General features: G+C 45.7%; 28 protein-coding genes and 1 pseudogene. 21 read left to right on the top strand and 8 right to left on the bottom strand.

The features are described from left to right. The first annotated feature begins 130 nt into the window (after window positions 1-130). Together PMG25_RS00565 and PMG25_RS00560 are read left to right on the top strand one after the other, a co-directional pair. A complete protein-coding gene (locus PMG25_RS00565; RefSeq protein ID WP_283764965.1) occupies window positions 131-925 on the top strand; it encodes a pseudouridine synthase in 795 nt (264 codons plus the stop codon). 57 nt (window positions 926-982) lie between these two features. After that, a complete protein-coding gene (locus PMG25_RS00560; RefSeq protein WP_283764964.1) occupies window positions 983-1,744 on the top strand; it encodes a helix-turn-helix domain-containing protein in 762 nt (253 codons plus the stop codon). A 7-nt stretch (window positions 1,745-1,751) separates the two neighbouring features. On the opposite strand, the gene malQ is transcribed toward PMG25_RS00560, so the two are convergent. After that, complete coding sequence (malQ, locus tag PMG25_RS00555) at window positions 1,752-3,257, bottom strand: 4-alpha-glucanotransferase (protein WP_283764963.1); 1,506 nt, start codon at window positions 3,255-3,257, stop codon at window positions 1,752-1,754. 286 nt (window positions 3,258-3,543) lie between these two features. Between malQ and PMG25_RS00550 the strand changes: the two genes are divergently transcribed. Together PMG25_RS00550 and PMG25_RS00545 are read left to right on the top strand one after the other, a co-directional pair. Next, window positions 3,544-3,975, top strand: a complete 432-nt coding sequence (locus tag PMG25_RS00550) for an NUDIX domain-containing protein (RefSeq protein ID WP_283764962.1) — start codon at window positions 3,544-3,546, stop codon at window positions 3,973-3,975. Window positions 3,976-3,994: 19 nt separating this feature from the next. Beyond that, on the top strand, window positions 3,995-4,384 hold the full coding sequence (locus PMG25_RS00545; RefSeq protein WP_283764961.1) for a RidA family protein: 390 nt from the start codon (window positions 3,995-3,997) through the stop codon (window positions 4,382-4,384). On the opposite strand, the gene PMG25_RS00540 is transcribed toward PMG25_RS00545, so the two are convergent. Together PMG25_RS00540 and PMG25_RS00535 are read right to left on the bottom strand one after the other, a co-directional pair. Further along, window positions 4,381-4,587 carry a hypothetical protein gene (locus PMG25_RS00540; RefSeq protein ID WP_283764960.1) on the bottom strand — a complete coding sequence of 69 codons (207 nt, stop codon included), beginning with the start codon at window positions 4,585-4,587 and terminating at the stop codon, window positions 4,381-4,383. The genes PMG25_RS00545 and PMG25_RS00540 overlap by 4 nt on opposite strands. Before the next feature lie 21 nt (window positions 4,588-4,608). Beyond that, entirely contained in the window at window positions 4,609-4,878 is a 270-nt protein-coding gene (locus PMG25_RS00535; RefSeq protein ID WP_283764959.1) for a hypothetical protein, read from the bottom strand. A gap of 138 nt (window positions 4,879-5,016) precedes the next feature. On the opposite strand from PMG25_RS00535, the gene PMG25_RS00530 reads away from it, so the two are divergent. Together PMG25_RS00530 and PMG25_RS00525 are read left to right on the top strand one after the other, a co-directional pair. Beyond that, entirely contained in the window at window positions 5,017-5,361 is a 345-nt protein-coding gene (locus PMG25_RS00530; RefSeq protein WP_347178703.1) for a helix-turn-helix domain-containing protein, read from the top strand. Next, a complete protein-coding gene (locus PMG25_RS00525) occupies window positions 5,358-6,014 on the top strand; it encodes an ImmA/IrrE family metallo-endopeptidase (RefSeq protein WP_283764958.1) in 657 nt (218 codons plus the stop codon). The genes PMG25_RS00530 and PMG25_RS00525 overlap by 4 nt, the downstream gene beginning before the upstream one ends. A gap of 92 nt (window positions 6,015-6,106) precedes the next feature. Here the strand turns inward: PMG25_RS00525 and rpsU are convergent, their stop codons facing one another. Continuing rightward, window positions 6,107-6,289, bottom strand: a complete 183-nt coding sequence (gene rpsU, locus PMG25_RS00520) for a 30S ribosomal protein S21 (protein WP_271937305.1) — start codon at window positions 6,287-6,289, stop codon at window positions 6,107-6,109. A gap of 1,096 nt (window positions 6,290-7,385) precedes the next feature. Here rpsU and PMG25_RS00515 point away from each other — a divergent pair. The 4 genes from PMG25_RS00515 (at window position 7,386) to PMG25_RS00500 (ending at window position 15,101) form a co-directional block, all read left to right on the top strand. Next, complete coding sequence (locus tag PMG25_RS00515) at window positions 7,386-13,445, top strand: S8 family serine peptidase (RefSeq protein ID WP_283764957.1); 6,060 nt, start codon at window positions 7,386-7,388, stop codon at window positions 13,443-13,445. 128 nt (window positions 13,446-13,573) lie between these two features. Continuing rightward, window positions 13,574-14,119, top strand: coding sequence for a transposase (locus PMG25_RS00510; RefSeq protein WP_283764956.1), 546 nt, complete (start codon window positions 13,574-13,576; stop codon window positions 14,117-14,119). A gap of 320 nt (window positions 14,120-14,439) precedes the next feature. After that, window positions 14,440-14,760: a nucleotidyltransferase family protein gene (locus PMG25_RS00505; RefSeq protein ID WP_283764955.1), complete on the top strand. Its 321-nt coding sequence runs from the start codon at window positions 14,440-14,442 to the stop codon at window positions 14,758-14,760. Next, window positions 14,757-15,101, top strand: a complete 345-nt coding sequence (locus PMG25_RS00500) for a HepT-like ribonuclease domain-containing protein (RefSeq protein WP_283764954.1) — start codon at window positions 14,757-14,759, stop codon at window positions 15,099-15,101. The genes PMG25_RS00505 and PMG25_RS00500 overlap by 4 nt, the downstream gene beginning before the upstream one ends. Window positions 15,102-15,168: 67 nt before the next feature. On the opposite strand, the gene PMG25_RS00495 is transcribed toward PMG25_RS00500, so the two are convergent. Then, window positions 15,169-15,324, bottom strand: a complete 156-nt coding sequence (locus PMG25_RS00495; protein ID WP_283764953.1) for a hypothetical protein — start codon at window positions 15,322-15,324, stop codon at window positions 15,169-15,171. Window positions 15,325-15,363: 39 nt separating this feature from the next. On the opposite strand from PMG25_RS00495, the gene PMG25_RS00490 reads away from it, so the two are divergent. The 3 genes from PMG25_RS00490 to PMG25_RS00480 all read left to right on the top strand — a co-directional run bounded on the left by PMG25_RS00490 (window position 15,364) and on the right by PMG25_RS00480 (window position 16,352). After that, the gene (locus PMG25_RS00490) at window positions 15,364-15,690 is read left to right on the top strand and encodes a hypothetical protein (RefSeq protein WP_283755536.1); all 327 of its coding nucleotides are present in this window, start codon (window positions 15,364-15,366) and stop codon (window positions 15,688-15,690) included. Further along, window positions 15,687-15,869, top strand: a complete 183-nt coding sequence (locus tag PMG25_RS00485) for a hypothetical protein (protein WP_283764952.1) — start codon at window positions 15,687-15,689, stop codon at window positions 15,867-15,869. Before PMG25_RS00490 ends, PMG25_RS00485 begins: the two co-directional genes overlap by 4 nt. A gap of 225 nt (window positions 15,870-16,094) precedes the next feature. Continuing rightward, a complete protein-coding gene (locus PMG25_RS00480) occupies window positions 16,095-16,352 on the top strand; it encodes a hypothetical protein (protein WP_283764951.1) in 258 nt (85 codons plus the stop codon). 100 nt (window positions 16,353-16,452) lie between these two features. Here the strand turns inward: PMG25_RS00480 and PMG25_RS00475 are convergent, their stop codons facing one another. Continuing rightward, window positions 16,453-16,656, bottom strand: a complete 204-nt coding sequence (locus PMG25_RS00475) for a type II toxin-antitoxin system HicB family antitoxin (protein WP_283764950.1) — start codon at window positions 16,654-16,656, stop codon at window positions 16,453-16,455. 214 nt (window positions 16,657-16,870) lie between these two features. On the opposite strand from PMG25_RS00475, the gene PMG25_RS00470 reads away from it, so the two are divergent. The 4 genes from PMG25_RS00470 to PMG25_RS00455 all read left to right on the top strand — a co-directional run bounded on the left by PMG25_RS00470 (window position 16,871) and on the right by PMG25_RS00455 (window position 18,668). Continuing rightward, entirely contained in the window at window positions 16,871-17,314 is a 444-nt protein-coding gene (locus PMG25_RS00470; protein ID WP_283764949.1) for an aspartyl protease family protein, read from the top strand. 405 nt (window positions 17,315-17,719) lie between these two features. After that, window positions 17,720-17,935: a type II toxin-antitoxin system HicA family toxin gene (locus PMG25_RS00465; protein ID WP_283764948.1), complete on the top strand. Its 216-nt coding sequence runs from the start codon at window positions 17,720-17,722 to the stop codon at window positions 17,933-17,935. A gap of 11 nt (window positions 17,936-17,946) precedes the next feature. Next, window positions 17,947-18,168 (top strand): type II toxin-antitoxin system HicB family antitoxin, encoded by a 222-nt coding sequence (locus tag PMG25_RS00460; RefSeq protein ID WP_283753724.1) that lies wholly within the window; start codon window positions 17,947-17,949, stop codon window positions 18,166-18,168. Between the two features lie 176 nt (window positions 18,169-18,344). Further along, window positions 18,345-18,668, top strand: coding sequence for a nucleotidyltransferase family protein (locus PMG25_RS00455; RefSeq protein WP_283753718.1), 324 nt, complete (start codon window positions 18,345-18,347; stop codon window positions 18,666-18,668). 20 nt (window positions 18,669-18,688) lie between these two features. On the opposite strand, the gene PMG25_RS00450 is transcribed toward PMG25_RS00455, so the two are convergent. Together PMG25_RS00450 and PMG25_RS00445 are read right to left on the bottom strand one after the other, a co-directional pair. After that, window positions 18,689-19,021 (bottom strand): XisI protein, encoded by a 333-nt coding sequence (locus PMG25_RS00450; RefSeq protein WP_283764947.1) that lies wholly within the window; start codon window positions 19,019-19,021, stop codon window positions 18,689-18,691. Further along, window positions 19,006-19,425, bottom strand: coding sequence for an element excision factor XisH family protein (locus tag PMG25_RS00445; RefSeq protein WP_283764946.1), 420 nt, complete (start codon window positions 19,423-19,425; stop codon window positions 19,006-19,008). Before PMG25_RS00445 ends, PMG25_RS00450 begins: the two co-directional genes overlap by 16 nt. A 54-nt stretch (window positions 19,426-19,479) precedes the next feature. Here PMG25_RS00445 and PMG25_RS00440 point away from each other — a divergent pair, with 54 nt between their 5' ends. From PMG25_RS00440 to PMG25_RS00430, 4 genes and pseudogenes are all read left to right on the top strand, one after another. Continuing rightward, complete coding sequence (locus PMG25_RS00440) at window positions 19,480-19,674, top strand: hypothetical protein (protein WP_283764945.1); 195 nt, start codon at window positions 19,480-19,482, stop codon at window positions 19,672-19,674. Window positions 19,675-19,738: 64 nt separating this feature from the next. Next, window positions 19,739-19,813: pseudogene (locus tag PMG25_RS24355) on the top strand (aspartyl protease); the annotation flags it as partial. A gap of 404 nt (window positions 19,814-20,217) precedes the next feature. Then, on the top strand, window positions 20,218-20,469 hold the full coding sequence (locus PMG25_RS00435) for a type II toxin-antitoxin system ParD family antitoxin (RefSeq protein ID WP_283764944.1): 252 nt from the start codon (window positions 20,218-20,220) through the stop codon (window positions 20,467-20,469). 32 nt (window positions 20,470-20,501) lie between these two features. Next, window positions 20,502-20,945, top strand: a complete 444-nt coding sequence (locus PMG25_RS00430) for an aspartyl protease family protein (RefSeq protein ID WP_283764943.1) — start codon at window positions 20,502-20,504, stop codon at window positions 20,943-20,945. The last annotated feature ends 78 nt before the right edge of the window (window positions 20,946-21,023 follow it).

The following is a 21,023-nucleotide window of genomic DNA, read 5'->3' as shown; positions in this document are numbered from 1 at the left end:
TGTTCTGGGCAACTTCTTGTAAGATTTGTAAAGATCGCCCATCAGGTCGATCGCCGGGACTGCCCAACCAGCCCACCCCTTTCCTTAATAACCTCTGAACTCAACTATCCCATTCGCAAGTATTACCACAATGATGGAGGCTCCTTCGGGTCATCTACCTAGGGATGAACGATTACAAAAAATTTTATCTCGTTGGGGAGTCGCTTCCCGACGACAGGCAGAGGTCATGATCCAAGCGGGTCGGATTCGCATTAATGGCCAAGTTGTACATCAACTCGGCCAGAAAGCTAACCCCGATCGCGACACCATCGAAATTGATGGTTCTCCCCTTTCCCGTCACCACCGTCCCAAACCCCTTTATCTGCTCCTCAACAAACCCCTAGGAGTCATTTGTACCTGTGCCGATCCCCAAAATCGCACCACAGTCTTAAACCTACTTCCTCCCACTCTGTCTGAAAATACCGGTATTCATCCAGTCGGCCGTTTAGATATTGATTCCACAGGTGCGCTACTACTGACCAATGATGGAGATTTTACCTTTCAGATGACCCACCCTCGCCATAGTATCCCCAAAACCTATCGGGTTTGGGTAGAAGGGATTCCCCCAGAATCGGTTCTTGACCACTGGAGAAACGGTATAGTTTATGAAAATATCCAAACTCTACCGGCTCGAGTGAGGCGAATGCGATCCCAAGGCACTCACAAAACCCTGCTAGAGATTATCTTATGGGAAGGTCGGAATCGACAAATCCGTAAGGTGGCCCAAGCCCTGGGGCATCCAGTAGTCAGTCTTCATCGCAGCGCCATTGGCTCGATTCGACTACAATCCTTACCTAGAGGCCAATATCGAGATCTAAGAGACTTTGAAATTGAAGCATTGAGAGGAAACTGTGGTACAAAACAGATCGGTGGTGAAGGAGCGTAATTGATGAAGAAACAGAAGACCATACAATCCTCGACAAATGAGTTTGAGTCCTTGAAAATGGTTCTTATTGACCTGGGGTCTCAATTGCGAGATCGCCGTCAGGAAAAAGGTTGGAGTTTAGACTACATTGCTACGAAAACTCGTATTCGCCAACGCTTGCTAGGGGCGATCGAAGAGGGAAAACTCGAACAACTGCCTGAACCGGTTTATGTCCATTATTTTCTCAGACGCTATGCCGATTTTTTAGGCTTTGACGGCTGCCGTTTTGCTAGTCCTTTCCCCTCAGAATCTCGGTTTAATTTACTCAAGCCCTCTTGGATGCGTTTACCGATGTGGCAATTGCGCCCAGTGCATTTGTATATGTTGTATGTGGCGATTATTTTTGCTTCAGTCAATGGCCTTTCTTATTGGATCGAGCGTTCTGTGGGGACATCGATAGATTATTTAGTTGAACAACCGGCAACAGAAACGGAGGCGATCGCTTCTAGTCCCCCCTCTGTTCCTTCTCCAGAACCTGAACCCACTTCCCTGGTGGTAAAATCCCAACCTGATGGTGACTCGGTAGAACCGGTTCGTGTCAGTGTGGTGGTTACTGAACCGGCTTGGGTACGCATTGAGGCTGACGGAGAAACGGCTTTTGAGGGAACCCTGAATGAGGGAACCCAACAAACTTGGGTCGCGAATCAAAAATTGATTATCTTAGCGGGTAATGCAGGCGCTGTTTCAGTTGCCCTTAATGAGGGAAAATCCCAGAAACTTGGAGAACGGGGTGCTGTAGAAGAAGTGATCTTTACAGCTAACCAGCTCTCCCGCAGTTAAGGCCACTTTAAGATCGGCCATAGAGTTGTGTTAGGAGTTGCAGGCGATCGCACAACCACTCGCTAATGGAGTCCGGACGATAACGCCAACTCCAATTTCCCTCTGCTTTTCCAGGGGTATTCATCCGCGCCCGTTGATCTAAACCGAGCAAGTCCTGCATGGGAATAATGGCCCAGTTGGCTACAGAAGACAAGGCCAAACGAATCAGATCCCAATGAATCCCATTGGGACTTAAATGACCCAAATAGTTCACCACGCGATCGCACTCCCAATCGGGCAGATCGCTCTCAAACCAGCCCAAGGTCGTATTATTATCGTGGGTTCCCGTATAAATCAAGCAGTTGCGCGGCAAGTTATAGGGCAAAAAGGGATTACCGGGGTCGGAACCAAAGGCAAAATGTAACACCTTCATCCCTGGAAAGCTAAACTTATCCCGCAGGGCTTCCACTTCTGGGGTAATAATCCCCAAATCTTCTGCTAACACTGGGAGCTGACCCAAAGTTTCCTCTAGTTTCTCAAAAAAGGCTTCCCCAGGAGTTTCCATCCAAGTGCCATTAACCGCCGTTTCCTCCCCTTCAGGAACCGCCCAAAAGGACTCAAACCCCCGGAAATGGTCGATGCGAATCCAGTCCACATAGTCGAGCATGGTTTGGAAGCGATCGATCCACCACTTAAACCCAGTCTTCTCTAAATACTCCCAGTCATAAACCGGATTTCCCCATAACTGACCGGTTTCACTAAAATAATCTGGCGGTACACCGGCCATCAACTCCGGTTGTCCCGTTTCCTCATCAATCAAAAAGTTATCCCGATTCGCCCACACATCCGCACTATCATGGGCCACATAAATGGGAATATCGCCAATAATTTCCACGTTCTTCCCATTGGCATAGCTTTTGAGCGCATCCCATTGTTGGAAAAACTTAAATTGGGTGAACTGGTGATAAAAAATTCTCTCTTTTAACCGCTCTTGAGACGCTTTCAGAGCGCTCTTATCCCGGTCAACCAACTCTTCATCCCATTCATACCAGGGTTTTCCCTCCTGATCGTCCTTGAGCGCCATATACAACACATAATCATCGAGCCAACTGGCTTTTTCCTGGCAAAAGGTCTCAAAGGCTTTTTCAGCTTTACTGGAGTCTTGCAATTTTGCCTGAAAGGTTTGACAGGCTTTTTCCAATAAGGCTGTTTTTACGGCAATGACTGGCTCGAAGTCTACCCAATCTAAAGGAAATTCGGGCAGATGGGCAAAATCTTCTTCTTGCAGTAAACCGTCATCCTTAAGTCGCTCAGGACTAATGAGCATGGGATTCCCAGCCATGGCGGAGTAGCACATATAGGGGGAATTCCCAAAGCCAGTTGGCCCTAGGGGCAAGATTTGCCACAGTTTTTGGTGCGTGTGGGCAAGAAAGTCAACAAAGCGATATGCTTCGTGGCCTAAGTCTCCAATACCAAATCGACTCGGAAATGAGGTGGGATGGAGTAAGATGCCACTAAGTCTGGAAGAGGGCATATTTTACAATTGGCATATTTTGCAGCTAACATGATGACCTTATCATGTTCTTGGGATCTCCTTGGGTTTAAATTTAATGCCCTCTCCCTAAATCCCTCTCCCAAGGGAGAGGGACTTTCCCCCTTCTCCTGTGGGAGAAGGGGGTAGGGGGATGAGGGCAATATGTTATGTTCATGCCCTCTCCCTAAATCCCTCTCCCAAGGGAGAGGGACTTTCTCCCCTTCTCCTGTGGGAGAAGGGGGTAGGGGGATGAGGGCAAGCAAATCTTTAATCTCTCACTTGAACTATGGAATATCGTAATCCTACGCCGACGGTTGATATTATTATTGAGATGATTGACCGGCCGGAGCGCCCGATTGTGTTGATTGAACGGAAAAATCCTCCTTTTGGATGGGCCATTCCTGGAGGGTTTGTGGATTATGGGGAGTCGGTGGAAACGGCGGCTATCCGGGAAGCGCAGGAGGAAACGGGGTTATCGGTGGAGCTGGTGGAACAGTTCCATGTGTATTCCGATCCCGATCGCGACCCTCGTCAGCATACCCTATCGGTGGTGATGATTGCCGCAGCGATGGGGGAACCTCAAGCGGCTGATGATGCTAAGAATTTGGCTTTGTTTGAGTTGTGGCAAGTGCCGTCGGATTTATGTTTTGACCATGACAGCATTTTGAAAGATTATTGGATGTATCGCAATTATGGATTGCGTCCGAGGTTATTTTAAGTGGATGTGAGGAATTACCATGACTCGTAAAGTGATTCAAACCGATCGCGCTCCGGCTCCGGTTGGGCCTTATAATCAAGCGATCGCTGCTACCGGTGAGATGTTGTTTGTTTCTGGTCAAATTGCGATCGATCCCAACACCAATCAATTGGTCTATAGCGATGATGTGGCCAAACAAACCGAACAGGTGATGAATAACCTGAAAGCGGTTCTAGAGGCGGCTGGCGCGACGTTTGAGAATGCCGTAAAAATGACGATTTTCCTCAAGGATATGGGTGATTTTGCTACCGTCAATCAGGTCTATTCTGGCTATTTTAACCCCGAAACCGCCCCCGCTCGCGCTTGTGTAGAGGTAGCCCGTTTACCGAAGGATGTTTTGGTCGAAATTGACTGTATTGCCGTTCTTTAGGGAATGGGGAATGGGGAATAGGGAACAGGGAATGGGCAAAAGGCAAAAGGCAAAAGGCAAAAGGCAATGGGGAATGGGGAATAGGCAATAGGCAATAGGCAATAGGCAATAGGCAATAGGCAATGGGGAATGGGGAATGGGGAATGGGGAATGGGGAATGGGGAATAGGGAACAGGGAACAGGGAATAGGCAATGCTCCCCATCTCCCCATCTCCTACCAAAAATCATCCCGCCAATTCTGCCCGCGAAGTGCGACAAAGGGCAACGGGTTCAGCTTGGGAGAGGCGATCGCCACCCTTTACCTGCTTTAATTGATCTAACAGCGTCTCCAGCAACTCAATATGATCTGGGGTAAAGAAAATTGAGAACCCATTTCCCCCCAAAGAATACCCCGGTACATACAGCGAAACCTGATCGTGACGAGGGTGACTCGTCAAAATCGTCATCTCCGTACCATCAAGCTTATAGGTCGTATCTGTCCAAGTTTGAGCCATCATTTCACCTCCAATTGCTGCGTTGATTATTTTTTCAACACCCTCATCCTAACCCAGAACCTCCCTGACCGACAACCCATTTTTTGATTTTTTATTCAAACTAGAGATAGGATAGACTTGTAATGGAGAAAACAAATGATCCCAGAAACATTTGGTAAAATCTTGCGTAGGGCACGCAAAGACAAAGGCTACTCTCAAAGGAGCCTTGCCGCCTTGGTCAAGCTTGACTTCACCTACCTGTCCAAGCTAGAGAACGACCGCGCTGACTATCCTCCCAAAGAAGAAGTCATCCGCTCCCTTGCCAAACATCTCGACCTCGACCCCGATATGTTAGTCTGTCTAGCCGGACGCATTCCTCACCAATATGAGGAACTGCTCAAGCAAAACGCCCAAGCCATGCCCATGCTCCTCAGACGGTTACGGGAAAACCCAGACTTCGCCCAAAAGATCTTTCAAGCAGCCAGCGAGGATGCCCCCAGTTGAGTCTAATCAAACCCTACCGCTTTTATCCCAAACCAGAAATCGAGCGTCGGGCCAACGACCTCCTGTCACGCATGGAATACACCTTCAACGTGAAACTCTCTTGGCCCCTAGAAGTAGACCGCATCGCCGATTTGCTGGACTTAGGAGTGGTTTGGGATCAGATTCCCTCAGACGAGTACGGGCCCATAGCGGCCCGCATTCTCCCCCAAAATCGTCAAATTGAACTCAACGAAGAAATACTCACCTTACCCGAAGGATTTCAAGCCTCCACCCTAGCCCATGAAATCGGCCATTGGATGCTCCATATCAACCATGCAGAAGTCCAGGAAGAAGCAACTCATCTCAGCAGCAGTGACGATTCCTTTCTGTGTCGTCCCAATAGTTCCTTAAGCGAACTCGAATCCATTGAATGGCAGGCCCAATACTTTGCCAGTTGCCTGCTCATGCCAGAAACTCTACTGCGCGAATATTGTCATCGTAAAAATCTTACTCGATGGTCTACCCTTTACCAACTGCGAGACCAACTAGGGGTCACCATCTCCAACTTAGTCAACCGACTCCAAGACTTAGGTTGGATTCACATTCCCCAAGGGTCTAGAAAACTCATGTTAGGCCCAGTCAACCGGGAAGAAGAAACACAATCCTGGGGATAGATCATACCAACTTGTAGGGGCGAACGGCCGTTCGCCCCTACAGCCATATCTCATTCTAAAATGAATCAACTATATATCTCAACAATTATTCCCTAGCGAGACATGCGCCGCTTGCGGCGAGCTGCAACTGCTTTACGCTTGCGCTTCTCTTGAGGGGTTTCAAAATGGCGGCGGCTTTTCACATCCGCCAGGATTCCGGCTTTGGACACTTGGCGCTTAAAGCGACGTAGAGCTGAATCAATTCCTTCGTTTTCTCCGACTACCACTTGGGTCATTCTTGTTTTTGTCTCCTAATTTCAGTCAATAGTTGGGTGAACAAGTTTAATTATATTCTATAGCATTGTCAATTGATTCGCGTCCCCCTCCAGACCTCTTGTATGCGGTCTTGTCTGAATGGTGTTCCAGGGTTCGCTTCACAAAAACTTCACAAATGGCGCTCAAGACCAAAAATGATGAGTACAATTACTGATTTTCCTCCACTGGCGAAAAGTCCAGTAGATCTGACGATTGATCGGATTCTCTTTGGGCGTATGAGTAATAAATAACAGAGCATTAATTTAATAAGTACCAAGCTGGCAAGACAGTTTTAGAGGTCTCCACTGCATCAATCCCAGAGATTATGTAAAGAATTGTTGCGTCTTGCATAAAAACAGGTGGAAAAAAACGAGAACCCTATAGAGGGGTAAATTGAATCCACTCTGCACATACTTCTATACGATTCACGATTCGGGTGAATTCCTACCATCATGAGCTTCTTCAAAAACTTCCGCCGTTCCAACTCCCCTAAACCTCAGTCTGAGCCAGGTCAAACCTTCATCCTCGAACCCATCCTCACCCCTTCCGGATTGTTAGTAGATGTAGAGGGGGGGTGGTGAAGCGAATAACACTGATATAGACGTAGATTTAGGGGGAGAAGACATAGACCTAGATGGGGTAGAAACCTCCGAAATAGAAGCAACTCCAGACACTGACTCGGAAGACGTTAGCAATGCAGACGAAACCGATGATACAGAAGAAAGCAACAGTCCTGAAGCAACCGACTCAGAAACCGAGCTAGAAATAGAAGAAGAACTGCCCTTTTTTGACTCCCTCCCCGAACCCAAAGATGCTGAAGATGTAGAAAGTCTCAGCTTAGACAGTGATGGAACCCTTGAAACTGATGGAGAGCAGCAACTGATTTCCGCTCTCTCGGCGAACTCTAGCGAACCCGAAGAAGCAGAAACTCCAGACACCGATGGTACTGAAGAGAACCCAGAAGACACGGTAGAGGAGACAGAAGAAGACAGTGAAGACATTACCCCAGTTTTAGACATTTCCCAACCCAACTTTACCTTTGACTCCGGTATCTTCACCGTCGGAGAAACAGGACAAGTGGAGATTGACTACATCTTTGACGGTGGGGGATACAAGGGAGAACTGGCTATCTTTTCCCTAGACGGAATGGATGAATTTGAACCGGGTTCCGAAGACTTTATTCAAGAAGCAGCCAATCGTTCCTTGAGTAGCTCAGAACAAGGTCATGTGGTAATTTCCGATGCTGATGAAGGCGCGAGATTTAGCGGAAACTTAGGCGAGCGCGACCAAAATGCTGGAGAGTATTTGGGCGTAAAAAGCTTTAATATGCGATCGGGGGATACCTTCGGCGTAATGTTAGTTCCCAATAAAACCGTTGCTAGAGTCTTTGACAATCCAGGACTTGGCGGTTCTGGTCGTCCCCTATTCTCCATGGTAACCTCCAATCCCTATGAAGGCTTCCATGTGGGACAAATTGCCGATGTCACTGGAGATGGCTCTACATTCGTGATGGAAGACATCCGCATGGATGGTAAAACCGATTCCGACTACAACGATATCATCTTCCAGATTCGGGGAGCCAAAGGCAAAGCCGCACTGATGGATGAGGTGCTGGGTGAAGGAGAAGATTGGCGCGAGACGGAGTTAGGTAAAGGGATTATTGAATATGTTAAACCCTATGTCACTCCCGATGCAGTGGATGAAGTCGCAGGAGACTTAGTTGAGGATATAGAGACTTTACTAGAGTTCTTGGACAAGACGACAGAACCAGAAGCGGTAGAGAATTCTGTAGAAGAGAATTTAGGTGAAGAAGCTTTCACTACTGATGTTGTTGAACCGGAGGTGGTGGAGCAGGAGAGCGAGGATAACCTCGTTGAGGAAGGTGAAGATTCTGAAACTGAAAATACGGTAGAACCAGAGGTTGTGCAGGAAGCGACAACGGCTAGTGAAGAGAACTCAGATGAGGAAGAACCAGCAATTACAGTAGAGGAAAATAATTCCGTTGCTGAGGAAGAAGAAGTAGTAGTTGCGGAGACTACGGAGACCGAAAACGGGGAAAGTTCTGATGATTTAGAGGAAAATGCGGTAGAAGCGCAAGAAATTGTTGAAGAGGTTGAGGGAGAGAATACGGATACGGAACCGGTGGAACTGGAACCGACAGTGAAGCAGGAACTGGTAGCGCGGTTGGAAACGCTGACGAGTAACCTGGAGGAGATTGACACCGAAGAGAGTTCGATTACTCAACTGAAAGAAACCGTTACTACCCTCGCGGATAGTTTAACCCGGAACTCTGAAGAGCTTTCCCAGGTGCAGGAAGTGGCAACGACGCGGTTAGTGAACCGGTTGGAAGCAGTAGCGCAGCAGTGGGTGTCGGGGGGAGAAGAACCCACGGTATTCGAGTTTGCGGAAACGGAGCAACCGTTGGTGGGTGTGATTGATACGGGATTTAGTGGGGATAATCCAGATATTGATTATTCTCGGATTACTCTGGGAACCGATTATGTTGAGGGTGATGAGAATCCCTTGTTGTCGGAAGGAGAGGGGAATGAACATGGAACTCATATCCTGGGCATTATTGGCGCAACTCAAGACAATGGTATTGGCATTGATGGGGTGAATGATACGGCTCCTCTGTGGGTGAGTCGCGCCATTGGTTCGGGACAATGGGCAGAGTCTTTGATGGAGTTTGTGGATGCCGCTCAAGAGTCGGGACAACCGAATGCGGTGGTGAATCTGAGTTTGGATTTAACTCAGGTGGATGCCGAAGGGAATGTGACGACGCGCTATGAGTTAACCCCAGAGGAGCGGGAAGCCATTGAATATGCCCGGCAGAATGGAGTGTTAATTGTGGCGGCTGCTGGGAATGATGGGGATGTCATGTCCGTGTTGGGACAAGCCTCTCAGGAGTTCGATAATATCCTCACGGTGGGAGCAGCCGAGCAGGTGAATCCCAGACTGTCGGTGGCTGAAGGGTTTAATCGGGCTGAGTATTCCAGTTATGGTCAAGGGTTAGATTTGTTGGCTCCAGGAGGGACAACGGATAACCCGGTGGTTTCTACGGTGGGTGAAGGTGTCGGAACGATGGCAGGGACTTCCGTAGCCACAGCGAAGGTAACAGGGGCGGTGTCTCAAGTTTGGGCAGCCAATCCAGAGTTGAGTTATCGCCAAGTGGTGGAGATTTTGAAGGAGACGGCGACGGATTTAGATGCACCGAATGGGGATGAGACGACGGGCGCTGGATTGTTGAATCTGTTGGCTGCTGTTCAGGTGGCGAAGGAGACGAAGCCAGAGGTTTATGAACCGGAAAAACTCTTAGCTCCATTGACTTGGGGAGGAGAAGGAACCGTTACCCCACAAGAGCGGGCGGTTAGTGAGAGGTTCTGGAAGAATGGTAAGTATTATGATTGGGTTCCGTATCAAATGAAATGGGGAGATACGTTAAATGCGATCGCCCAACGGACTCTGGGCAGTGGGGCTTACGATTACTATATGTGGATTGCTCAGAAGAATGGTATTCGCAATCCTAACTATATTGTAACGGGAGACTGGATACAAATTCCCCAGGAAGTCCCTGCTAGTCCTGTAGTTGTTAACCCTGTAATTGAACCGAAAATTCCTGTCCCCGTTCCTCCACCTGTGTCTATCAGTCCGGCGGCAAAACAAAGTATTGAGGAACTCTATCAACAAAATAAGACAACATTGGGCCAGAAAACGGGTGAGATTATCGACTTGGGTAATGGATTTCTGAAGCAAAACTTTGAAGGGGGTTATATTATCTGGAATGGGCAGAAAGCGTTAGTTTATTTCTTGGGAACAGGAACGCCTAAATTCCCGAAACCGACACCTGAACCCAAATCATTGATCTATGGATCGCTTGTTCAAGGTTCTGGAGCAGCCGTTTACTATATCGATAATGGATATCGCCGTGATATTCCCGATCCAGAAACGTTCTATCTCATGGGTTTCGAGGTGAAAAATATTAATCGGATTCCAGATAGTCAGTTGAATACTATTCCCTTGGGTAGATCCATGCCTTCACGGAAAAATGGCGCTCTAGTTCAAGGTTTTGGCTCAGAAGTTTACTATATGGAAAATGGGTATCGCCGCCATATTCCGGATGCAGTGACGTTTAATGTAATGGAACTCAATTGGGGAGGGATTCAGCGAGTTTCGACTGAAGATTTGAATGATATTCCTTTGGGGAATCCTTTACCGTCTCAGCGTGATGGTGCTTTGTTACATGGTGATGGGCCGGCAGTGTATATTACGGAAAATGGCTACCGTCGCCTGATTCCCGATCCAGAAACCTTTAAGGCAATGGGGTTAGATAAGGCAGATATTCAGTTTATTTCCGAGAGTAGTTTGCAAACTATTGCCTTGAAAAATCCTTTACCTTCACGGAAAGATGGTACTTTGCTTCAAGGTTTTGGCTCGGAAGTTTACTACATGGAAAATGGCGATCGTCGTCTAATTCCTGATGGTGTCACTTTCAATACGATGGGATTGGATTTAGCTGATATTGAGCAAGTGTCTAATGATGATATTAATGCTATTCCATTGGGCGAACCTCTACCATCCCAGCGTGATGGCGCTTTGTTACATGGTGATGGCCCAGCAGTGTATATTACGGAAAATGGCTACCGTCGCCTGATTCCCGATCCAGAAACCTTTGATGCTATAGGGCTAGATAGGGGAGAGATTCAGTTTATTGCCGAGAGTAGTTTGCAAACTATTCCCTTGAAAAATCCTTTACCTTCACGGAAAAATGGCTCTTTGGTACAAGGTTCTGGCTCGGAAATTTACTATATGGAAAGTGGATTCCGTCGCTTGATTCCGGATGCAGAAACTTTCGATAAAATGGGTTTGGATATGGAGGATATCCAGCATGTTTCAGATGCTGATGGGAATGCGATTCCTTTAGGTCAACCTTTGCCGTCGTTATCTGAGGTGACACAGGATAATAAACTCTCTCCCGCTCAACAGATTTCGTTCAATCAAACCACTCAAGAGTCTGTCAATCCTCAAGATGTCAATGATATTTATACCTTTACTGTAGACCGCCCTCAATATGTGCGTTTGGAGTTAGATGGGTTAAGTGATAATGCCAATATTGAATTGATTGAAGATGTGAATCATAACCAGCAGCTAGATATTGGTGAAGTTCTAGGGCGATCCGATAAAGCGGGTAGCGATTCGGAGGCATTCACTCGTTTTCTCACTCCAGGACAATATTATGTGAGGGTTGCATCTGGTACTCAACACGCTAATACGGACTACAATTTAAGTCTGCGAGGTTGGTTAAATGTTCAGCCGGATAATGGGCCGCAACCCGTCAATAGAATACAAGGTATAGGCGGACAAAAGGGCTATAAAATCGACTCGGTTTATTTTAGTGATGTTACGGGAGACGATCAGGCAGATGCAGTGGTTGTGAATAACTGGGGAACAACTACTCGTCGGTCAAATAGTTCTGAATTTTTGCGGAATGAGACTTGGACAGAATTTCCCCATTTTGGCTCACACCGAACGTTCTTTGCTGATGTCAATGGTGATGGTAAAGCGGATGCTATTGCTGTGAATGACTTTGTTCATCCTGATGTGGATGCTGTTTATGTCAAACTTTCTAATGGTTCTGAGTTCCTGGAAACCCAAAAATGGACGGAATTTGGTTACGGAGGAAAATATGGAACGTTTTTCGCTGATGTAACTGGTGATGGTAAGGCAGATGCCATTGTGGTTAATGATGAAGGAGTTACGGTTCGGCGATCGGATGGTACTCGCTTTTTATGGAATGAACCTTGGACGACTAATGGTTACGGAGGAAAATATGGAACGTTTTTCGCTGATGTAACTGGTGATGGTAAGGCAGATGCCATTGTGGTTAATGATGAAGGAGTTACGGTTCGGCGATCGGATGGTACTCGCTTTTTATGGAATGAACCTTGGACGACTAATGGTTACGGAGGAAAATATGGAACGTTTTTCGCTGATGTAACTGGTGATGGTAAGGCAGATGCCATTGTGGTTAATGATGAAGGAGTTACGGTTCGGCGATCGGATGGTACTCGCTTTTTATGGAATGAACCTTGGACGACTAATGGTTACGGAGGAAAATATGGAACGTTTTTCGCTGATGTAACCGGTGATGGTAAAGCCGATGCCATTGTGGTTAATGATGAGGGAGTTACGGTTCGGCGATCGAATGGTAGTAGCTTTTCATGGAATGAACCTTGGACGACTAATGGTTATGGGGGTGAAGGTGGCCCGGGCACAATTGTTAAAGGAAGCGGCCCTGAAGTGTATTTTATTGATGGAATAGTACGCCGTCATATTCCTGATGCTGAAACTTTATCCTATGTGGGAGTGGGATATATTACTTCTCAAAATTCTCTTTCTGATGAGGATTTGAACTCAATTCTTCTAGGCGATCCTTTACCATCCCGGAAGAATGGAGCATTAGTCAAAGGTTCTGGGCCAGAAGTTTACTATATGGAAAAAGGTCAGCGTCGTCATATTCCCGATGCTGAAACTTTCGAGGCAATGGGTTTAGACTGGGGTGCGATTCAGTATGTCTCAGAACGCGATTTGAATGATATTCCTTTGGGTTTACCTGTGCCTTCAGTAAAGGATAGTCGTCCATCTAATCCAAATCCAGGTTATATTTACAATGACAATGACTACTTAAAGGCATTGTATCAAGATAATGTTGGGAATCGTTTAGGAACTAATGCTCACAATCACGATCATATAATTCGTGAAGCTCTTGATACTATTGATGGAGATGGAGATGGGAGAGTTCATGCCTTAGTTGGTGGAGAAGTCGTTTCTGCGAAAAATGGACAACACATCAAGGATTGGAAATATAATGGTGAGGTTGCTATTTACAATAAAGAGCTAAATAAAACCTTTATTTATTGGCATTTTGCTCCAGGATCGGTAAACACATCACTTCTGGGACAAACAATTAATGCAGGTGACTTTATTGGTCGCGAAGGTAATACTGGGTCATCTTATGGGGCCCATACTCACGTTCAGATTCATAATGGTCGCGGGCCAAACTATGCTTTTGAAGCTCGATTGCATATTCCTTCTGTCTTCCAAGATGCTGTAAGAAAGGGACTGGTTAAGTTCCCATAATGGTTGAACGCGACAGTGTAGGGGCGAACGGCCGTTCGCCCCTACAGATTTGGGTACATACCGACAATTTTTGGCGATCGCTTTCTATCTTGGTGTAAAATGAGGAAGAATTTCTGCTTTTCTTACTTATGAAACGAGATCGCCGTTCCATTCGTCTTAAAGGATATGACTACAGTCGATCGGGTCACTATTTTGTTACCGTTTGTACCTATCAACGTCAATGTTTCTTCGGTGAAATTATTGAAGGTGAAGTCCAATTAAATAACCTGGGACAGATTGTAGCAGAGGAATGGCAAAAATCTGCGGACATTCGACAGGAAATTCAATTAGATTTGTGGGTGATTATGCCTAATCATATGCATGGAATTGCGATCATTGATTCTGAAAACCCGCATCCAATTATACAATCAGAAAACCAGACAACCCAAACAGGAATTATAAAGCCAATGAAACCGCGATCGCTCTCTTCATTGATGGCGGGATTTAAATCAGCAACAACCAAGAAAATTAATCAATTTCGTTCAGCTCCAGGAACTCCCGTTTGGCAACGGAACTATTACGAACACCGAATTCGTAATGAAGAATCTTTACAGAAAATTAGGCAATATATTTGTACCAACCCCCAACAATGGAAATCTGACCAATTGCATCCCCAAAATCCATCTAAATGGTAAACATGAAGCAGCACATTGTAGGGGCGAACGGCCGTTCGCCCCTACAGTCATCAGAGAAAGGTGATCGATCGCCTCCCTCATTTCCATTAAGCCAAGAAACCGGGTTTTTCAGTAACTTTTGCTTCTGAACCCGTCGAGGTGGCAAAAACCCGGTTTCTGAGTCTCAGGCGATAGGCGAGCCATTGCTGGGGCGATAATGGGAGGCATGGTTCAGGCGATCGCACCGGAGAAGAGGTTGTGGGGGCGATAAAACTCCGTTTCGCTTCGCGATCGCTTAAGTTATAATCAATGAACCATTCAACTCATCATTTGCATCCATAATGAGTATCACTGAAACTCAAGGTATCACCTCTGAAACCATCCTAGAATCTCTCCGGGAAATCTACCCTCACATTCAGAAACAATACCAAATTAATCAGCTAGGACTTTTTGGTTCCTATGTTCGAGGAGAAGCGACTGAAACGAGCGATATCGATGTACTGGTTGAATTTAGTCCGGACATTAATTTTGGTCTAATTACCTACTGTCAACTTGAAAATTACTTGAGTGAAAGACTGGGGAAAAAAGTCGATCTGGTTACTAAAGATGGATTAAAACCCTATATTGGCGAACAGATACTCAAGGAAGTGGTTTACTTATGAGCCGCACGATCAAAGACTATTTACAAGATATTATCGATGCGATAAACAACGCAGAAGAATTTATCACGGGTTTTGATTTTGATACCTTTGAATCCGATCAAAAAACAATTTTTGCTGTTACCCGTGCTGTAGAAATCATTGGCGAAGCATCTAAACAAATTCCGCCAGAATTCAAAGAACAGTATCCTGATATCCCTTGGAAGGAAGTTGCTGGAATGCGGGATAAAATGATTCATCATTACTTTGGGATTAACTTAAAAATCCTCTGGAATACGGTGAATAACGATTTGCCACCGCTAAAAGTCACTATCCAAACTATGCTAAACACTATACAACAGTAAAAACCGGGTTTTGAAGTCATATTTGCTGCTTAAGCGATGTCTGTGGCAAAAACCGGGTTTCTGAGTCTCAGGCGATATGGGAGCCATTGCTGGGGCGATAATGCGAGGCATCGTTCAGGCGATCGCACTGGAGAAGCGGTTGTGGGGGCGATAAAACTCCGTTTCGCTTGGCGATCGCATCTTGGGTAGGGGCGATCGGGCGAGGCATTTCAGGCGATCGCACAATCCTCTAAAATTAAAAGGTCAAAAACGGGTCGTCTCAATGTCCGATATTTTCATCACCATTCGCAATCAAGACGGTTACGCTATGGCTTCTTATCAAGGAACCCTGTTTGTGGCGATCGCCCAACAAGATGGAACGGCGATCGGCGAAAAACCCGTTAATTGGCGCTGGGCAGATGCTCAGTTTCCCGATCTGCCTCCTGGAGAGTATACAGCGATCGCCTTCCATGAATCGGTCAACCCTCCAGAAGCCTCTCAAGATGTTACTCTAGGAGTTAATGAGCTACTTGAAGTTCGATTTATCTACCTCGAACCAGAGCAACAACTCTTAGATATTCGTATTAGAACTTTTCCTCTTGACCTATGAGTATCGATATTAATCCCATTAATGATTCAGAATCCATACGTGCTTATCGTCATCGAATTCTAATTTTTACCCAAGATCTTAAAGAAGAAACCGATCCTAAAAAACGAGCTTTAACTGCTCTATATCTGGCAGAAGCAGCAACTACACTAGCTCGTCTAGAAACTGAAAATAATCAATAATTGCGACATTTCCTCTCGCCCACCCCAAGAAACCGGGTTTTTAGGTCGCTTTTACTGCTTAAGCAATATCTGTAGCAAAAACCCGGTTTCTAAAGTTTAGGGGCGATCGGGCAAGGCATGGTTCAGGCGATCGCACGGGAGAACCGCTTGTGGGGGCGATAAAACTCCGTTTCGCTTCGCGATCGCCCTTATAATGAACGTGACCATACTAATAGTACCCATCTCATGCAAGCAAACCTTAACTCTACTCTGGTTGAACTGAAGCAACATATCGAGGATCTTCCAGTTGGCGATCGCTGGGCATTACTAAAATGGTTAGTAGAATTATTACAACAAAACCCTCTGAGTGCTGAAGAAGAAAAAACGAAAATCAATCTTGAAGCAGTACATCACATCTGCGATCGGATCAGAAATTTACCCGTTCTTGATAGTCGATCAACTGACGAAATCATTGGCTACAATCAATTTGGAGGTTTAGATTAGTGGTCATAGATCCCTCGGCTATTCTAGCAATTATATACTTTTTTCAAGATCCAACCATTTTTTTCTAAGATCTTACAAAAATTTTTTCCAGAAACTAACTTCATACTGCAATTTCCACAATGCGATCGGTTTCTTGGAGCTGGGAACTTTCATTGGCGACTTCCAACCATCCCATAATTGCTTCTTGCAGATTCTCCATAACTTCTTCCCAAGAATCTCCCTCAGTAATACATCCGGGAAGAGCTGGAACTTCTGCCCAATATCCGCCCTCTTCGGCTTCATGAATAATTGCTTTAATCTTCATAAATTGAACCGCGTACAGTATTGCTCCAATCTAGCATTGTTGATGGCGATCGCCAATCTGTGGAGTTGATCGGGGAGCGATAGTGCGAGGCATCGCTCAGGCGATCGCAGGGGAGAAGTGATTGTGGGGGCGATCGGGCGAGGTATGGTTTAGGCGATCGCCTCTCTGCTCAAAAATTAGTCATAATCGAGGTAGAGTAACAGGACGTACAACTATGACAACTCCAACCGAAACGCCCATGGGCAAAATTATCACCACTTTAAACATAACTAACCGTATCGACCAAGCTAATGCCAAACAAGGTTTAATTCCGTCAGAACAAGTGCGATCGCTGACCCTGAATAATGTGCTTGTAGATACAGGAGCAAGCACCTTGTGTTTACCTTCCGAGGCGATCGCCCAATTAGGCTTAGAATTGCTCAAAGAAGTTGATGTAGCCACTGCCAATGGCTTCAGTAAAGCCCGACTTTTCCAAGACGCGAGGATTTCCTTATTAGGTCGAGAAGGAACGTTTGAATGCTTAGAATTACCAGGAGGACGCGATCCTCTCTTGGGGGTTTTTCCTCTGGAATCATTAGGAATTGAACTGGATTTGAAAAATCAGACCCTTAAAGTGTTACCGGAAACCTCAATGGATACTTATTTGACGATTTTGTAGCACTACGCGATCGCGAAGCGAAACGGAGTTTTATCGCCTCCCTCATTTCCATCAAGCCAAGAAACTGGGTTTTTCAGGTAACTTTTGCTTCTTAACCCGTAGAGGTGGCAAAAACCTGGTTTCTGAGTCTCAGGCGATAGGCGAGCCATTGCTGGAGGGATATAGCGCTTTCCGCTTCGCGGACATGAACGCGCTAGGGAATAGGGAAACCCCCCCTGTGTCCCCCCAAGGGGGGAAGGGAATAGGGAATAGGGTTGTGGTACATGGCTTTGAGCCTTTAAGACTGTACACCATAACAGCGCCAAGCGCTGTTATGGGAGGCATCGTTCAGGCGATCGCATTATGGGTAGGGGCGATCTCTGAATTACACAGTGATATAATTTGATATAAAGTACAGCCATAAAGATGCCGAGAAAACTGAGAGAACTCAAAGCTGAAATTGCCCGTGCTGGATTTGTTTATTTACCAAAGCGAGGTAAAGGTAGTCACGAACGGTGGCGACACCCTCTCCTGAAAAAAACACTCACAATTTCCGGTAAAGATGGCTCTGATGTACCCCCTTACCTAGAAAAACAAGTGGCTCAGTTATTACTTGAATTAGCCAATATTGAAAACAAATAGGAGGATGACGAGTGAGGAATCAGTACACTACAATTATTCAGTGGTCAGAAGAAGACCATCTATTTCTAGTTACCATTCCAGAATTTTCTGACCGAGTGATGATGCCTTGTACTCATGGAAAAACTCGTGCAGAAGCTATTCAAAAAGCGGAAGAAGTGATCGAGATGTATTTAGAAGCTTGGCATGAAGAAGGAGACTCAATTCCTGAACCGCAATTTTTGCAAACAGCTTAACTATCAATACAAAAATCTCGTTGGTGAGTCTTAGGTGTAATAATGCGACCCATCGCTCAGGCGATCGCACAGGAGAAGGGGTTGTAGGGGCGATCGGGCGAGGCATTTCAGGCGATCGCCCCTCGTCTTTCTGTTAAGATCAAGAAAATCTTCTGTTTTTTAACCCCGATCGCAAAATGAAAGTTGTTGCACCACCGAACGGCTACCCCATTGAAATCGGCACACTGCAAACCCTACTGACGGATTTCAAACAAAACTATGGCGATCGCTATCATCTTACGGCTTTAGGTTATTTTGGTTCTTATGCACGAGGAGAAGCCCAAGCAGACAGCGATCTAGATATTGTTTTTCAAAGCGATAAACCTAACTTGCTAAAAACAGCAATTCTCAAACAAGAACTAGAAGAAATTATGGGTTGTTCTGTAGATCTGGTTCGCTGGAGAGAAACGATGAATCCTAGCCTAAAAGTGAGAATTGAGGAAGAAGCCTATTATGTCTAATACCAGCGATCGCACATCCATCATGCGATCGCAAAATCAGTTAGTTTTCGATGTTCCGGATGATAGAATCCTAATACAATATCGGCTTTATCGATACCGCGATCGAGAAGGTCTTGGGTAACGCCTTCTTCAGTTTCATCTCGCTCAATCCAAATTTTACCCCCAGCAATGCGTAAATGTAACATAGTAGTATGGACTCGGCGATCGCCATTCCAGCCAAAACTTAATAACAGAAAACAATTGCGATTGCAAATCGCTTGTAGTTCAATCTCACCATAGCTTGGTTTATACTTCGCATACTCATTAACCACATCGCTAATAATTTCGGCATAGCTATCTAGTTTATGATCCATGTGACAATTTCCTCCTGTTCTGGATTAAAAACGACATAAGAAATTTGACGTTCTTTGACAAACAATTGAATTGAAGGACGTTGAAAGAATGTATTATAGATTTTTTCTGGAATAGCTAAATAAAGCTTGCGATCGTCCTCTTGTTTGGCAATAAACGTTGAATAGAGATAATATTGTCCTACGGCTCGTTCTAGCTCGGTTACCGGAGAAGAGCTGCCAAACACTTTAACTTCAATGGCAATCTTTTCACGCTCTTTTTGAGCCGCAATTACTTTTTCGGCCCCAAGATCGGCATAAACCGTTAAATCTTCAAATGCGATCGTCAAAGGCTCGTCAGTAACCGTCCAGCCTGCTTTAACCAGAGCATTTTTAACTACATCATGATAAAGATCTAGTCGAGGCATAGATTACGAGCCTAAATGAGCTTAGGCTTTTAGTATAGCTCAAAGAACAATAGATTGGATAAGCAAATTTGCGTACTTTCCTGCGGACATAAATATCTCACCTTTGGCGATCGCCTTTCCATTGGTTTCAAATGCGATCGCGCTTCGGTGGTTTTCTGTGGTGCGATCGTACATCCATCATGCGATCGCACTCATCAGTTAGTTTTCGATGTTCCGGATGATAGAATGCTAGAACAATATCAGCTTTAGGGATAATGGAAGACATCGTTCAGGCGATCGCACTGGAGAAGCGGTTGTGGGGGCGATCGCCTAAGTTGATGTAGCCACTGCCAATGGATTCAGTAAAGCACGACTTTTCCAAGATGCGAGGATTTCCTTATTAGGTCGAGTCAGTGGTAGTGCCGTGACAACCCTAAAATGGTGGGTTACGGCGGATTGATAGATTGCTGTCAGAGTCTAGGTTTTAGCCGCCTAACCCACCCTACGCTAATGCACATTTTTAGCTGTGTCACGGCAGTAGGGTGTCCTGCGCGGGAAATAAAATTTACTTGATTTTCGCCCAAATTAATTCCCCGCTAACACACCCTACGCGATCAACTGCCGATCTAAACAAACCAGTTCTCAATCGTCAATCCTTCAAAGTCCACAAAATCGGGTTTTCAGGTCACTTTTGCTGCTGAAGCGAGTCCGTGGTAAAAACCCGGTTTCTGAAGTTTAGGGGCGATCATGGCAATAATTGCCATTTTTTGCCATAATAGAAGAAAGATTCAAGATGACTAGGCTATGAAAACCATGAATGTCTCTCTTCCCGATCCCATGCGGGATTATATTGATCGCCAAGTTCAGAGCGGAGGTTATGGAAGTGCCAGTGAATATATACGTGATCTGATTCGTCAAGACCAAAAGCGAAAAGCTCAAGAACAGTTGGAAAGCTTGCTTTTAGAAGGACTCAACTCTGGTTATGCTACTCCAATGAGCGATCGTGACTGGCAAGCTATTCGCCAAGCTATTCAAGATAAGTTCAGCCAACAGCAACATGGTTGAAATTCGCAAGCGTCCCCAAGTTATTCACGACTATGACTACTCCAACCGAAACGCCCATGGGCAAAATCATCACCACTTTAACAATCATTAACCGTGCTGACCAATCTGCTGCCACACGAGGATATATTCCTCAACAAGAAGTGCGATCGCTAACTCTGAATAATGTGCTTGTAGATACAGGAGCAAGCACCTTGTGTTTACCTTCCGAGGCGATCGCCCAATTAGGCTTAGAATTGCTCAAAGAAGTTGATGTAGCCACTGCCAATGGCTTCAGTAAAGCCCGACTTTTCCAAGACGCGAGGATTTCCTTATTAGGTCGAGAAGGAACGTTTGAATGCTTAGAATTACCAGGAGGACGCGATCCTCTCTTGGGGGTTTTTCCTCTGGAATCATTAGGAATTGAACTGGATTTGAAAAATCAGACCCTTAAAGTGTTACCCGAAACCTCAATGGATACTTATTTGACGATTTTGTAGCACTACGCGATCGCTGCTTGGGTAGCAGGGGGTTTTCATTTTCACAAATTATACCACAACAAAAGCAAAATCTTTGCT

Source organism: Roseofilum capinflatum BLCC-M114 (assembly GCF_030068505.1).
GTDB classification, from domain to species: domain Bacteria; phylum Cyanobacteriota; class Cyanobacteriia; order Cyanobacteriales; family Desertifilaceae; genus Roseofilum; species Roseofilum capinflatum.
Note: the sequence above shows the minus strand (reverse complement) of the source record. Positions and strands in the feature narration are given on the sequence as shown.